The 14122-nt window shown below is 72.5% G+C and carries 13 protein-coding genes; 3 read left to right on the forward strand and 10 right to left on the reverse strand.

Annotation, left to right across the window (positions count from 1 at the left end):
• Positions 1-58 precede the first annotated feature (58 nt).
• The 4 genes from HHX31_RS22515 to HHX31_RS22530 form a co-directional block, all read right to left on the reverse strand.
• A complete protein-coding gene (locus HHX31_RS22515) occupies positions 59-1720 on the reverse strand; it encodes a glycosyltransferase family 2 protein (RefSeq protein ID WP_169950313.1) in 1662 nt (553 codons plus the stop codon).
• Positions 1717-2832 carry a glycosyltransferase family 2 protein gene (locus tag HHX31_RS22520; protein WP_311932167.1) on the reverse strand — a complete coding sequence of 372 codons (1116 nt, stop codon included), beginning with the start codon at positions 2830-2832 and terminating at the stop codon, positions 1717-1719. Before HHX31_RS22520 ends, HHX31_RS22515 begins: the two co-directional genes overlap by 4 nt.
• 111 nt (positions 2833-2943) lie before the next feature.
• Positions 2944-3807, reverse strand: a complete 864-nt coding sequence (locus HHX31_RS22525) for a polysaccharide deacetylase family protein (protein ID WP_169950314.1) — start codon at positions 3805-3807, stop codon at positions 2944-2946.
• Between the two features lie 23 nt (positions 3808-3830).
• Positions 3831-5315: a glycosyltransferase family 39 protein gene (locus HHX31_RS22530; protein ID WP_169950315.1), complete on the reverse strand. Its 1485-nt coding sequence runs from the start codon at positions 5313-5315 to the stop codon at positions 3831-3833.
• Positions 5316-5404: 89 nt separating this feature from the next.
• Between HHX31_RS22530 and HHX31_RS22535 the strand changes: the two genes are divergently transcribed.
• On the forward strand, positions 5405-5698 hold the full coding sequence (locus tag HHX31_RS22535) for a hypothetical protein (protein ID WP_169950316.1): 294 nt from the start codon (positions 5405-5407) through the stop codon (positions 5696-5698).
• Positions 5699-5735: 37 nt separating this feature from the next.
• On the opposite strand, the gene HHX31_RS22540 is transcribed toward HHX31_RS22535, so the two are convergent.
• Both HHX31_RS22540 and HHX31_RS22545 read right to left on the reverse strand, forming a co-directional pair.
• Complete coding sequence (locus HHX31_RS22540) at positions 5736-6758, reverse strand: peptidase (RefSeq protein ID WP_169950317.1); 1023 nt, start codon at positions 6756-6758, stop codon at positions 5736-5738.
• Entirely contained in the window at positions 6751-7347 is a 597-nt protein-coding gene (locus tag HHX31_RS22545) for a hypothetical protein (RefSeq protein ID WP_249346296.1), read from the reverse strand. Before HHX31_RS22545 ends, HHX31_RS22540 begins: the two co-directional genes overlap by 8 nt.
• Positions 7348-7617: 270 nt before the next feature.
• On the opposite strand from HHX31_RS22545, the gene HHX31_RS22550 reads away from it, so the two are divergent.
• Positions 7618-8352, forward strand: coding sequence for a hypothetical protein (locus HHX31_RS22550; protein ID WP_169950318.1), 735 nt, complete (start codon positions 7618-7620; stop codon positions 8350-8352).
• A 225-nt stretch (positions 8353-8577) separates the two neighbouring features.
• The gene (locus tag HHX31_RS22555) at positions 8578-9705 is read left to right on the forward strand and encodes a Virginiamycin B lyase (protein WP_169950319.1); all 1128 of its coding nucleotides are present in this window, start codon (positions 8578-8580) and stop codon (positions 9703-9705) included.
• Positions 9706-9795: 90 nt separating this feature from the next.
• On the opposite strand, the gene HHX31_RS22560 is transcribed toward HHX31_RS22555, so the two are convergent.
• The 4 genes from HHX31_RS22560 to HHX31_RS22575 all read right to left on the reverse strand — a co-directional run bounded on the left by HHX31_RS22560 (position 9796) and on the right by HHX31_RS22575 (position 14032).
• Positions 9796-11103, reverse strand: coding sequence for a homoserine dehydrogenase (locus tag HHX31_RS22560; RefSeq protein ID WP_169950320.1), 1308 nt, complete (start codon positions 11101-11103; stop codon positions 9796-9798).
• Positions 11104-11145: 42 nt separating this feature from the next.
• Positions 11146-12546, reverse strand: coding sequence for a diaminopimelate decarboxylase (lysA, locus tag HHX31_RS22565; RefSeq protein ID WP_169950321.1), 1401 nt, complete (start codon positions 12544-12546; stop codon positions 11146-11148).
• 128 nt (positions 12547-12674) lie between these two features.
• Positions 12675-13412, reverse strand: coding sequence for a DALR anticodon-binding domain-containing protein (locus HHX31_RS22570; RefSeq protein ID WP_311932168.1), 738 nt, complete (start codon positions 13410-13412; stop codon positions 12675-12677).
• Positions 13364-14032, reverse strand: coding sequence for a TetR/AcrR family transcriptional regulator (locus tag HHX31_RS22575; RefSeq protein ID WP_211590174.1), 669 nt, complete (start codon positions 14030-14032; stop codon positions 13364-13366). The genes HHX31_RS22570 and HHX31_RS22575 overlap by 49 nt, the downstream gene beginning before the upstream one ends.
• Between the last annotated feature and the right edge of the window lie 90 nt (positions 14033-14122).

Raw genomic sequence — 14122 nt, forward strand, 5'->3', positions numbered from 1 at the left:
AAGGCCGGGACAGGCCGGTCAGGACCGGGACAGGCCGGTCAGGACCGGGACAGGCCGGTCAGGACTTCTTGAACGTGAAGGGCCGTCTGAGGCCGCGGGCGATGCCGCGCAGACCCTGGGCGCGGCGCAGCGTGGAGACCTGCCCGCGCAGCGTCGATACCTGCCGCCGCAGGGTGCCGATCTCCCGGCGGAACTCGACGGCGGACTTGCGCCACTTCGCCGCCTCGTCCCGCCATCTCGTCACCTGGCCGCGCAGCCGCTCGACCTCCTTCGTCAGCCGTTCGACCTCGGCCTGCGCCTCCACCCGCTTGCGGTAGGCGGTGCGGGGGTTCATATACGCCGGGGCCTCCGCGGCGGCGCGGAAACCGTGGCTCTCGCCATCGGCCCAGTGGGTGCCGAACATCTCGTCCACGGCGTCGTCGGCGTCCTCGCCCTCGGCGACGACGAGAGCGGCGCGGGAATACGCCTCGGTGCGCTCCAGGCGCGCGGCGATGACGCCTTCCTGCCCCTCGGACAGGAGCACGCTCACCAGCCCGAGTTCCCGTTCGCGCGCCATCCCGAGCAGTTCGCCGATGCTGTCCTCGCCCGGCACCCAGCCCGGCGGCAGACGCAGGCGGTAGGGCGAGAGGGTGTCGGACTCCGCCGTGGCGAGCCGTACGCGGCCCTCGTGGGTGTAGTGGGCGCGCAGCAGCACGAGGTCGAGGCGCGGGTCATTGAGTGGCGCGCGCTGCTCGGGCGCGAGCTCGTCCCACGGACCGGTCAGCACGACGGCGAGGTCGGTCACCGTGCCGGCCAGCGCGCCGTCCACCGTCGCCCTGACGTCGTCGTACGACCCCGCGGTGGCGTCCACGAGGACCTCCACCTGCGGCACCTTCCACTGGCGGGCGGGGTGGGTGCGCAGCCACCGGTAGCCGGGGACGCGGTCGGTGACCAGGGCGTGGCTCACGCGGCTGATCGGCCCGCTGTCGCGCATGCGCATCGAAGGACCGAGGTGATAGGCCCTGGCCTGCGGGTCGGGGATGAAGACGGCGCCCGCCTGCGCGAGCCGGTAGCCCATCTCGGTGTCCTGACCGAGGATCATGTCGGGGTCCATCGCCCCGGCCCGCTCGAACAGCAGCGCGGAGACCGACGACGCGCCGCCGATGTGGATGCTGAACGGCCGGGGCGAGCGGGTCAGGCCCTCCGACCGCCGCACCAGGTCCTCGATCCACGCGTGCGGCTCCGCGGGCTCGAAGAGCTTCGCCAGTTCGCCGACGCCCGCGACGTCCGCGGGATCGGGCAGCGGGACGGTGGTGAAGCGCAGGTAGGAGGTGACCGACAGGTAGGGCGCGAGGTGGTGCCAGCGCATGTGCGCCTCCACCTCTTCCGGCTCGGGGACGACGTCGGAGTCCATCCAGTGGATGACGTCGCCCGTCGCGGCGGCCAGCCCGGTGTTGCGGGCCCTGGCCCGGCCCGGCGTCTCGCAGACCAGCAGCCGCGTGTGGCGCGGCCGGATCTCCGGGAGGCGCAGGGGCGGCTCGCTGCCGTTGTCGACCACGATGACTTCGAGCAGGTCGGCCGGGTACGTCTGCCTGGACAGCCCGGCGAGCGTGAGGTCGAGCTTGGCCTGGTCGGCGTACGCGGGGATCACCACGCTGACGCGCAGGCGGGGCGTCCACGACGACCCTAGGGCGGGCGGCTGGAGGACGGTGTAGTCGTTTCCCCTGATACGTGGCGTCATGGTGATTCCAGCATCACACTCGGGCGAAAGCCGCGCCATTGGTTCGTCGCGACTCGCAGAAAGTGGGCAAGAGGAAGGTTCCAGGTGTGGTCGGCGCTGAGGGACCGCCGCAGCACATAGCCCAGACCATGAGTGCGGTAGATCCGGCCGCCGGCCGCCTCCACCGCGCGCAGGAGGTGCGCGTCCTCCCCGCGGCTCACCGGCCCGAAACCGCCGACCTCCTCGAAGAGGTCGCGTCCGACCAGGATCGTGCCGCCCGCGACGTGATCGGCCCACATCTCGCTGCCGTAGTCCAGGCGGCGGATCGTGGCGTGGAGCGGCTGGAGGTAGAAGAACTCCGGCGCGGTCCCGACCAGCTCCGCCCCCGAGTAGGCCATCGCCAGCAGCAGGTCGGCGAGGTGCTCGGGGCCGTACCAGTCGTCGTCGTCCCACTTGGCGACGATGCCGGTGGACGCCCGCGCCGCCGCCTGGTTGAGCACGGTCCCGAGCGGCGCGCCCGGCTCGGCCTCGATCACCGTGACGGGGCGGGGGAACTCCTCGACGGCCTGCCGTACCCGCTCGGCGGGGAAGCCGTGCAGCGCGACGACGACCTCGATGTCCACCCCGCGCTGGCGGGCGAGCTGCCGCAGCGCGTCGCCGACGTAGTGGGGCCGTCTCGTGGCCATGACGACGGTCACCGGGGCGAGGCCCGTGCCGACGCCCGCGGCCCGCAGCGCGTGCCTGCGCAGGCGCACGCTGTGCTCCTCCCTGCGCAGGTCGACGACCGACTCGGGCCTGCGGTCGTCGTCCTCGGGGGTCCAAGCGGCGGTCAGGCGGGCGAGCACGGGATCGGCCTCGCGCACCCACCCCGGCGGGTCTTCGCATGTCAGCGGCACTCCCGCGGCGGCCAGCCCGGCCACCGTGCCGAACGCCCCTGCGGCGGGCTCGGCCGGCCACTCCACCCGCAGCCCGCGCAGCGGCCGGAGGGGGGCGACGTCGCCGTCCTGGAGCGGGGCGGCCAGCGGCCGGTCACCCACCGTCCACCGGCCGCCGCTCCAGGACAGCGTGCCGGTCTCCTCGGTGGGACGGCGCGTGAAGCCGTACGGCGAGCACATGTCCGTCGTCACCGTCACGGCGTTCCTCCCGCGCGTCCGTTTTCAAGGCTATGGACTTCTATCAGCCGAACCTTGTGGATTCCTGTGACCACCGCGGGTCAACCCGAGCCTTCGGAGATCCGGCGGGGATCACATGTCTTCTGGGACGGGCCACACCCGTCCTCCGACGATGTCGCCCAGCCTCTTCACGTCGATCTTCTTGGCCTTCCGCTCCTTGGCCACCCAGTCGATGAAGGCGTTGAACTCCTTGGGCGACGTCGCGTACCTGTCCCGGGGGTTGTCCTTGATCTCGTGGAACACGAAGACCACCAGGCCGCGGCCGCCCTGGCGCTGGGCGCGGGTGACGAACTCCCGCAGCGTGCGTGCCGTACGCGGCAGGCCGGTCTGGCTGGTGGCGCGCACGTCGGCGAGATCCGCGGGCGGGATCTTCTCGGTGACGGGACAGGATCGGCAACTGTCGGGCCGGTGCAGGCCGTTGATCCCGCGCGCGGTCGTGTAGCCGCACCGCATCGCCAGCAGCTTGGTCGCGTCGCTGTAGTCACCGAACGGGTAGGCGAACGACCGCACGGCGAAGCCCAGCTTCAGCAGCGCCCGCCTGTCGTCGCAGATCTCCCTCTGCTGCACGGCCTCGAACTCCTCCGACAGGTACGGATGAGTGAGGGTGTGGCCGCCGATCTCGTGGCCCTCGCGGGCGATGGCGCGCAGCGCGGCGACGCTCAGGTGACCGCTGGTGCCGAGGCGCCCGCTGTTGACGTAGAAAGTGCCCTTCAGGCCGCGCTTTCGCAGCGTCCTGGCGGCGGCGAGGTGGTCGGCGGTGCCGTCGTCGAAGGTGAGGATCACGGTCGGCACCCTGGCCGCGCGCGCCTCACGTTGCGCGGTCTGGGCGGAGGCCGCATGCGCGGAGACGCTCTCGCCGGCCGTTCCGGCGGCCGGATTCTGGAGCCCCGCGACCGACGCCGCGGCGACGAGACAGAGCGGTACGAGTCTCTTCACCGTAAGTCGCATAGAGGAAAACCTTACTTGCTGTTGGGAGGAACTTTGCCGTCAGGTGTTGCGATGGGGCGTTGGAACAGCGCGACCGTGAGGCCCGGCAGTTCCGCGGAGTGCCAGGCCGTCGCGAGGCGGTATCCGGCGGCGCGCACGGCGGCCACCCGGGGGATCTTCTTGCCGGTCAGGCCGGCCTGCTTGGTCCCGCGCCAGACCACCCAGACGCGGCGGCGTCCGTCGAGGGCCTCGGCGAGGTCGGCGCGCTCGGCGAACTCGAAGGCCGGGCCCCGCCCCCTGAGCAGCACGTCGTCGGGCAGGTCCGCGCGACCGTAGTAGACGAACCCGGAGCGCAGCCGGCTCTGGCCGTACACGATGGCGTCGCCTGGCCGTTGCCGCGCCTGGATCACGCCGACCGCGGCGGGGAAGTCGTCGTAGTGGCCGTTGCGCTGCCGGTAGTCGGCCTGCGCGGGAAGCCCCAGCAGCGCGACCGCCAGGACGACGGGCACGGCGACCAGCACGGCGGGACGGGCGGCCCGGCGGACGGACGCCAGGGCCACCGCCCCGCCGAGCGCCAGCGCGGGCGCCGCGACGAACACGTAGCGGTCCACGTACGCCGGGGTCACCAGCATGTCGACGGCGAGCAGCAGCACCGGCGGGAGGACGAGCCAGCCCGCGGCGAGCGCCCCCCAGGGGACTGACCTGCGCAGCAGGATCACCACCCCCACGACGGCGAGCGCGAACAGCGCGGGCCCGGCGAGTTCTGAGCCCGCCGCGTGCTTGGGGAACTTGAGCAGCACGTCGGGCCCGTGCGGCTGGATCCAGCTGATCGCGTGGCGCTCGCCCCAGCCCACCAGGGCGAGGACCGCGACCGGGACGCAGCCCACGGCCGTCGCGGGGACGATCCTGGTCAGGAACGTCCGGCGGGGCAGGGCGAGCAGGGCGGCGAGCAACTGGGCCGGGAGCACCAGGACGGAGAACAGGTGCGTGCAGCCGAGCAGGGCCACGGACACCGCGTACCAACGGACGCGGGACCCGGTGGGCGCCTCGGCCACGCGGTGCAACGCCCAGGCGGACACGACGGCCGCCGCCGCCGCGAACGCGTACGGCCTGGCGTTCGCGCCGTGGTAGGACACCGACGGCAGGACGGCGAACAGCGCCGCGGCCAGCACCCCCGCGCGCGGGCCGGCCAGCCTGCGGCCGAGATCGGCCAGGAAACCGGCCGCCACACCGGCGGCCAAGGCCGAGGGCAGGCGCAGCCACCACTCGGCCTCCCCAAGGAACGACCACACGTGGACGAGCAGGTAGTAGGGCAGGAAATGGCCGTCGATGTGCCGCGTCAACTCCAGCAGGCCGCTCAGCGGCCGGGCCACCGCGGCGCTGTAGGTGGCCACCTCGTCGCCGGACAGCGACGCAGTGGTGCCGGAGATGGCGACGCAGGCGGTCAGCAGGCCCGCGAGCAACGGCGTCCAGCGGGGCCAGTCCTTCGCTTCCGCGTCCGTCCTCCGGCCGGACATCCGGACAGCCTCGCCCGTAACCACACTTCCCCCCACCGACGCGACCACTTGGGTGACTCTAGGCAGGGCTCGCGGGAACGACGCGCGTATTGATCGCGGACGTTATCGGATCGAGCCCTCGCCTCCATCGGCGCGCGCCGCGCGCCGATGCGCTTCACCGTACGCAGCCCTCGCGGAAGGACACGAGCCGGGCCTTTTCCAGCGACGAGGGCCTGGTCGAGTTGCGCCGGGGCCGCGCGGCGACGATCACCGACCTCGCCGCCGAGCGCGGTCTGCTACGCCTACGCGAGGCGGCCGAGGAGTTCGCGGGGGCGGTCCGCAGGCTCGGGACCTCCGAGGAGGAGGCGCTGGAGGCGGTCAGGAAGGCGCTGGCGGAGCGCTGACCCCCCGCCCCTCGCCCGGCATCGGTCCTCGTACGGGTCAGGCGGCTTCCCCGTCCAGGGGGCGGCGGCGGAACCGGCGCAGGTTCACGACCAGGAGGACCATGGCCGCGAGGCCCGCGACGGCGACGGCGACCAGGACAGGCACGCTCGGGTCGGTCCTCGCCGCCCGTTCACCCGCCGTGGGGAAGGTGATCGTGCCGGTCGCCGTACGGGTGACGAGGCCGCTGCGCAGGGTGAGCCGGAACCGCCAGGGCCCCGCGGGCAGGTCGCGGCCAAGCGGCACGGCCACCTGGCCGTGTCCGCCGGGAGGCAGCGTGGCGATGCGGGTTCCGCGGAAGGGCCCGGCGCTGAGCGCGCTCGGCCCGTCCGACAGTCGCACCTCACCCTCCAGGTCGACGGCGCGCTCCCCCGTGTTGCCGACCTCGGCCACCAGCCGCGGCTGTCCGTCCTCGGTGCGCCCGGCGGTCACCTCGCCGATCCGGAAGCGCGTCGGCGGTTCACCGCCCGGGCCCACGTCGAGATAGGTGCGGATGCCCACCCGGTTGACCAGCGCCACGTTGCCCGCAGGGCCCGGCGAGGCCGAGGAGATCTCCGCCCAGATGACGGCGTACCGCTCGCCCTTGACGGCCGCGGCCGGCACCGCGACGGTGGCCGTCACCGGGACGCGGCCGTGCGGCGGCAGGTCCACCGCCGACCGGTCGAGCGTGATCCAGGAGGTCAGCTCGTTGGCGGTGCGGGCGGGGGCGAAGGTGAACCCCGCGTCGCCCACCCGGGCCGCGGCGGGGTACAGGCTCACGTGCTGCCGCCGCGACGACGTGCTGAAGACCTCGAGACGCCGGGTGAAGGTGGTGCCCGGGTTCACGTGGTCGACGATGAACGCGTAGGAGCGGGGGTCGTCCAGGCGGTTCTCCGGAATCTCAAGCAGGCGGATGCCGAACCTGCCGGGGCGGCGCGCGTCGCCGTCGGCCGCCGCCGGCACGACGGCCGCTGCGTGGGCGACGGCCGCGGCGATCGCGAGCAGGCCGGCGGCGATGATCCTGCGGGCTGAGCGGTCAGGCAACGGAGTGGTTCACCGTGCCTGTGTAGGTGCCGGCCACCGCCTGGGCGGGCACGTTGACGACGAGGGTCGGGTCCCACGTCGCGGAGTTGACGCCGGAGCCGCTCGTCTTGCTGAACGCCGTACGGGAAACGTCGAGCGACTGGGCGGCCGCCGCGTCCAACTGCCCGGGCACGAACGTGCCGGTGCCGGTGGTGGCCGTCGCCGGGCCTGACCAGTAGAGGACGGCGCTGTTGGGCACGGTCTCCGCCGCGGTGCCGCCGCCGGTGGTGAAGCCCCCGGACGCCGCGGACACGGTGGCCACCCACGTCGCGGTGAGCGCCGCGCGCTGGTCGGCCACCGTGATCGGGCCGAGTTGGCCGCTGATCTGGGCCGAGGGCGCGCCGCTGCCGATGCTGACAGGACCGTCGGGCACGGTGATCGTAAGCGCGCCCGGCGCGGTGACGGAGAAGGTGACGGTCGTGGGACAGGTGGTGGAGGCGGGACACTGGTCGGCCAACGCCGGCGACGCCGTCGAGGCCCCCGTCAACGCCGTCACCAGCGCCAGTCCTGCGACAGCCGCCGACGACGCCGCGACACTCCTGTTGCCCATGTTCCGATCTCCTCCATGGATGCGATGCCCCGTGCGGGCCCGGTCGGTGACATCCTGGCCGGTCCCCGGCGCGCGACACGGTCGTACGGACGGTGTCTGCGCACCCTTTGTGATCAGATGACGCCCGGCGGGGACGAGCGGGCCGACGCCCATGGTTACGGCTCGCCACGGCGTGGCGACAGGTCGCGGGCACTTTCGGCGGTCTAGCCTGCCGTGGGTCGTTTCACAGACTCGATCGGCCGCGCGGCACCGCGGCGGGAAGGGCCATCCATGCGGGTCGGTTTGGGCGCGATCGTGTCGGTGACACTGGCGGGGTCGATCGCCCCGCCTGTCACTCCGCCCTCCATGCCCGGCCTCGGGGCAGCACACGTGCGGTGGAGTCCGGACGACGGGCGGGAGCCTGCGGCCACGCGCGACCCGGGCTCGTGGCGGGCCGGAACGGCCGCCGCCGACCAGGCCGGGACCGACGTGGCGAGCGAACCGATGGCCGCCTCGGGGACCGGCACGACCGCGGCCGATGACGGCCGGGAGGACGGGACCGACGTGGCGAGCGAGCCGATGGTCGCCCTGCTGGCCGATCCGCTGACGATCACCGTGCCCGGCTCGGTGGACCTCGGCGGCGGCCCCCGGGGCGGCACGATCACCGCCTTTATGGGCACGGTCACCGTCGTGGACAGCCGGAACGGAGTGCCTCCGTGGACGGCGACCGTGTCCGCCACGAACTTCACCACCGGCAGCGGGACACCCGCGCAGACGATCACGGCCGCGAACGTGGCCTACTGGTCAGGTATGCCGACCGCGTCGTCCGGCACAGGAACCCGCACTCCCGGCCAGCGCACCGCCGTCGACCGGGTGCCCCTCAGCTCGCCGGTGGTCGCCTTCAGCGGGCGCAAGCAGACGGGAGTGCCGATGTCCACGAGTTGGCAGCCCACGTTGGTCGTCACCGTCCCCGCCAACGCCGCCGCCGGACTCTACACCGGGACCGTCACCCATTCGGTGGCCTGATCATCCTCGATCCATCCTGCGGTTGAGAGTCTCGTGACCCGCCACGGACGCGGCGGACCGGCGAGGGCGGAGGCGGGTCCGCCATAGTGAGCCCGCCGGGTCGAGCCCGCGGGACCGCTGTCGCTGGTTCGAGGTCGCCAGGCCAACGGAGGGCGCGCCGTCCGACGTCGTCACGTGCGCGGCCGCGCCCGGCCTCTCGTTCTCCTCCATCGCCGAAGGGAAACCATGCGACGCTCCGCACGAAACGTCCGCCGCCCGCTCGCCATGCTGGCACTGGCGGTGGCGACCGCCGCGCCGCTGTTCACCGGCCTGCCCGCCGCCGCCGCGCCGTTCGAGCGCCCGAAGCCGCTGCCGCCGTGGGTGCAGATCTGCCAGAAGCTGAAGCGGATGCCGGAGCACCGGCACATGCGGTGTCCCGTCCACCGTCCCCGCCCGCCCGCCAAGCCGTCCAGCGCCCAGGAGGACCTGCTGGTCCCGGTGGTCACGGAGCAGCTGACCCCCACCCTTCCGTCCTCGCCCATCGGCATCACCTCGGGCCCGGACGGCGCCCTCTGGTTCACCGAGAGCTACGCCAACAAGATCGGCCGCCTCACCACCGACGGCGACTTCACCGAGTTCACCGTGCCGACGGACGACTCCGAACCGGGACAGATCACCACCGGACCGGACGGGGCCCTGTGGTTCACCGAGTCGGCAGCGGACAAGATCGGCCGGATCACCGCTTCCGGCGTCTTCACCGAGTACGCAGTGCCCACCGCGGGGTCCTACCCCTGGGGCATCACCACCGGACCCGACGGCAACCTGTGGTTCGTGGAGACGGCCGGCAACAAGATCGGCCGGATCACCCCCGCCGGTGTCGTCACCGAGTTCGCACTGCCGACGAGTGACGCCTATCCGATCCAGATCACGACAGGGCCCGACGGCAACCTGTGGTTCACCGAGTCGTTCACCGGCAAGATCGGGCAGATCACCACCTCGGGCACCTTCACGGAATACACCATCCCCTCCACGGGGGCGATGCCCATAGGGATCGTCACCGGGCCGGACGACAACCTCTGGTACGCCGACAGCAACGGGAAGGTCAGCAACGTCACCACCGACGGCGACTTCACCGAATACCCGGTGCACAACATCGACGCATTCCCATGGGGCATCACCAACGGACCCGACGGCAGGCTGTGGGTGACCGAGCAACTCGGCAACTCGGCGACCAGCGTCAGCGTCAACGGGTATGTCATCGAGCACTACATGCCGACGGTTCTCGCCGGGCCGTTCGAGATCGCCACCGGATCGGACGGCAACCTCTATGTGACGGAGAACTACATCTCAAAGATCGCCAAAGTCACTCTCTGACCGGCCGCCCCGGTCACCGGCACGGGCCGCCGCCGCTTACGGCGACGGCCCGTGCCGGTCTCACGGCCTCTCAGTGCCTCTAAGGGCCTCTCAGGGCGCGTCGTCGCCCTCGACCCGCATGACGCTCGCCACCGCGCGGACGATGTTCAGGTCGCGCAGCTCCTTGATCGTGTCCGACAGGGCGGCGTCGCTCGCCCGGTGGGTCACCAGCACGAGCTGGGCGTCGTCCCCCCGGCCCTCCTGGCGCACCGTCTGGATCGACACGTCGTGCCTGGCGAAGATGTCGGCGACCCGGGCGAGCACACCGGGCTTGTCCGCGACGTCCAGCGACACGTGGTAGCGGGTGACGCTGTCGCCCATCGGGTGGACCGCGAGGTCGGCGTACGTCGACTCCTCGGGCCCGCGGGTGCCGGCGAGACGGTTGCGCGCCACGGCGACGATGTCACCCAGCACGGCGCTGGCCGTGGGCGCGCCGCCCGCGCCCGCGCCGTAGAACATCAGCCGCCCGGCCGACTCGGCCTCCACGAACACCGCGTTGTACGCCTCGCGCACCCCGGCCAGGGGGTGCGTCCTCGGGATCATCGCGGGATGCACGCGCACCCCGACCGACCGGCCGTCGTCGGAGCGGGCGCAGATGGCCAGCAGCTTGATGACGTACCCCATTCCCTTGGCCGAGGCGACGTCGGCCGCGGTGATCTCCGTGATGCCCTCGCGGTGCACGTCGGCGGCGGTCACCCGGCTGTGGAAGGCGATGCCGGCCAGGATCGCCGCCTTGGCCGCGGCGTCGAAACCCTCGACGTCGGCCGTCGGGTCGGCCTCTGCGTACCCGAGCGCCTGCGCCTCCTCCAGCGCGTCGTTGAACGACGCGCCGGTGGAGTCCATCTTGTCGAGGATGTAGTTGGTGGTGCCGTTGACGATGCCCAGCACGCGGCGCACCCGGTCACCGGCCAGCGACTCGCGCAGCGGGCGCAGCAGCGGGATCGCCCCGGCGACGCTCGCCTCGAAGTACAGGTCGGCGCCGTTCTCGCGGGCGGCACGGTGGATCGTCGCGCCGTCCTCCGCGAGCAGCGCCTTGTTGGCGCTCACCACGGACTTGCCGCGCGCCATCGCGGCGAGGATCAGCGACCTGGCGGGCTCGATGCCGCCGATCACCTCGACGACGATGTCCACGTCGTCCCTGGTGACCAGTGCCTCCGCGTCGGTCGTGAGCAGCGCGGGGTCCATGTCGGCGTCCCGCTTGCGCCCGAGCCTGCGCACGGCCACACCGGCCAGCTCCAGCGGGGCGCCGACGCGGGCGGCCAGGTCGTCGGCCTGCTCGTGCAGCAGGCGCACGACCTGCGATCCGACGACGCCGCAGCCCAGCAGCGCGACCCTGAGCGCCGGTTTGGCTTTACTCACGACCCCTCCTCGCTTCGCCGCCGGACGGTCCGGAGCGGCCGGTCACAGCTGCCCCCTGAGCAGGTCGTCCTCGGTCTCCCCGCGGATGATGACCCGCGCACGGCCGTCGGACACCGCGACGACGGCGGGCCTGGGCAGATAGTTGTAGTTGTTGGACAGCGACCGGCAGTAGGCGCCGGTGCCCGCGACGGCGATCAGGTCGCCGGGGGCGAGGTCGCCCGGCAGGTACAGGTCGCGCACCACCATGTCGCCACTCTCGCAGTGCTTGCCGACCAGGCGCGACAGCATCGGCGCCGCCTGGCTCACGCGGGAGGCGAGCACGGCCGTGTAGTCGGCGCCGTACAGGGCGGTGCGGATGTTGTCGCTCATGCCGCCGTCGACGCTCACGTAGGTGCGCAGGCCCTCCACGTCCTTGACGGTACCGGCCTCGTACAGGGTCACGCCGGACACCCCGGCGATCGAGCGGCCGGGCTCGACCGTGAGGCGCGGCACGGGCAGCGCGGCCGACTCGCACACCTTCGTGACGATCTCCCGCAGGCCGTCGGCGATGACCTTGACGTCCAGGCTCTCGTCGCCCGCCACGTACGGAATGCCGTACCCGCCGCCGAGGTCCAGCTCAGGGAGCACGACGCCGTGCTCCTCCTTGATCTCGACCAGCAGCCGGGCCAGGCGGCGGGCCGCGACCTCGAAGCCGCCGGTGTCCGTGATCTGCGACCCGATGTGGGAGTGCAGGCCGACCAGTTCGAGCTGCGGCAGCGCGAGGATGCGCCGCACCGCCTCCGCGGCGGCGCCGCTGCTCAGCGACAGGCCGAACTTCTGGTCGTCGTGAGCGGTCGCGATGAACTCGTGGGTGTGCGCCTCGACGCCCACGGTCACCCGGATCATCACCTTCGGCCGCACGCCGTGCTTGTCAGCGAGGAAACCGAGACGGGCGATCTCCTCGTAGGAGTCGATCACGATGTGGCCCACGCCGACCTGGACCGCCTTGTCCAGCTCGGCCAGCGACTTGTTGTTGCCGTGCATCGTGATCCGCTCGGGCGGGAAGCCCACGCTCAGCGCCACGGCGAGCTCGCCCGCGCTGCAGACGTCGAGGCCGAGACCCTCCTGGTCGATCCAGCGGGCGACCTCCCGGCACAGGAACGCCTTGGCGGCGTAGTGGACCTCGCCGTCGTGGAACGCGGACCGGTATTCACGGCAGCGTGAGCGGAAGTCCTCCTCGTCGACGACGTACAGAGGAGTGCCGAACTCCTTCGCCAGGTCGCGCACGTCGATTCCGCCGATCGTGACGGCGCCGTCGGCCCTGCCGGACGTTCGCGGCCAGATGGCCGGTTCGAGCGCGTTGAGATCGGCGGGCACGTGCGGCGGACGCTCATCGGAGTGTCCGGCGGCGACGATCGTTGAGGCGGCGTGCAGGTCGCCGGCTGGGTGGGCGAATCGACTCACCCGAACGAGGCTAGCCGACCCTGCGATTCACTCGCGCCCGCTGTTCAACCTGCGAGACAGCCTTAAAGGAAGATATTCAGATCCGCAGGTCGATTACGGCATAGCTTTCGGCGATCGGCCGATTTGGTTCAGATTCTGCCCGGCGGGGCGACGCCGAGCTCCACCAGCCCTTCGCCGAGAACCCGGCGCACCGCCTCCCCCATCCGTACCCGGGCCGTGTGGACCTCCGACGGCGCCTCGTCGCCCCTGGGAATCGGGCACGCGCGCTCGACGGCCGTGTGGTAGGCCTCGGCGAGCCGCTCCAGGTAGACCGCCCAGCCGGGATCACGGCTCTCCCTCCTGCTCGGCAGTTCGGCCAGGACCCGCAGCACGGCCCGGTCGTACGGGCCGTCGAGCAGTTCGGGCCGCGCCGCCGTGCCGGTCGGCACGCCGAGATCGCGGGCCCATCGCCGTACGGCTCCCGCCCTCACGTACGCGTACCGCACGGCGAAACCTGGGTTGTCCCACGTACGGGGGAAGTCCGGCCACGGCGGCGTGGGGGCCTCCCGGGCCGGGGGCACGGCGGCCGGGGCGGCCAGGACGTCCTCCACGATCTCACCCGGGGTGGCGACGCCGATGACGAGGAAGCCGTTCGGCCGGACGTCCACCCGCCGGACCCCGGGCGCCGCGCGCAGCCGTGCCGCGAGCCGCTCCGCCACCTCGGCCGGGGGCTGCGCAGTCGCCCGCAGCGCGGCGGTGGAGGCGAACAGCGCCTCCCGCTCCCACGACCCCTGCGGCACGGGCGGCGCGCCGAGCACGGCGCGCAGCGCCTCCATGATCATGGCGAGGCCGGGGCGTCCCTGGGCGCGGCGGTCAGCGTGAGGCACCCGGGGATCGCGGCGAACGCCTCTCGCAGGCGCGCGGCCAGGTCCGCGGCCCCGGGCTCGCCCGGCATGGACGTCCAGGACTCCAGAGCGGCGTGCCAGGCCGCGATGAGCATGTCGAGCACGAGTCTCGCCCGCAGGTCGTCCGCGTCGCCCAGATCGAAACGGCGGCGCAGGATCGCGAGCGCCTCACGGGTGGTTCGGTCGCAGAAGTGCAGGCCGTACGCCCCCACCGAGGGGATCCGCGCGGCCAGCCGCTCGCCGAGCCGAACCTGGCGCGCCCAGCCGTCGCCGGTCATCCGGCCGACGGCGACGAGCAGGCAGTCCTGCGCCAGTTCGATGACAGGGCGTCCGGAGCCGGGCTCGCACCGCTCCAGTTCGTCGAGGAACGCCGCCCACATGTCCTGGGAGGGCGTCAGCGCGACATCTTCCTTGCTACCGAAGTTGCGGAAGAAGGTGCGCTTGGAGACCTCCACCGCCGCGCAGAGGTCGTCGAGGGTCGTCTCCTCGAAACCCCGCTCGGTGAACAGTTCCAGGGCCGCGTCGACCAGCGCCCGGCGGGTGCGCAGCTTCTTGCGCTCACGCAGCGGGAGCTCGTCGGCCGGAACGGCGGTGATGGTCATCGCGGCCAGTCTAGCCTCGCCGCAAGCTGCCCCTTGAAGGCAAATGCCACTGAGTGGCATAGTGAGTGGCCGCAACGCTTCTGCCACCGA

The organism is Microbispora sp. H11081 (assembly GCF_012999535.1).
In the GTDB taxonomy this organism is placed as follows: Bacteria; Actinomycetota; Actinomycetes; order Streptosporangiales; family Streptosporangiaceae; genus Microbispora.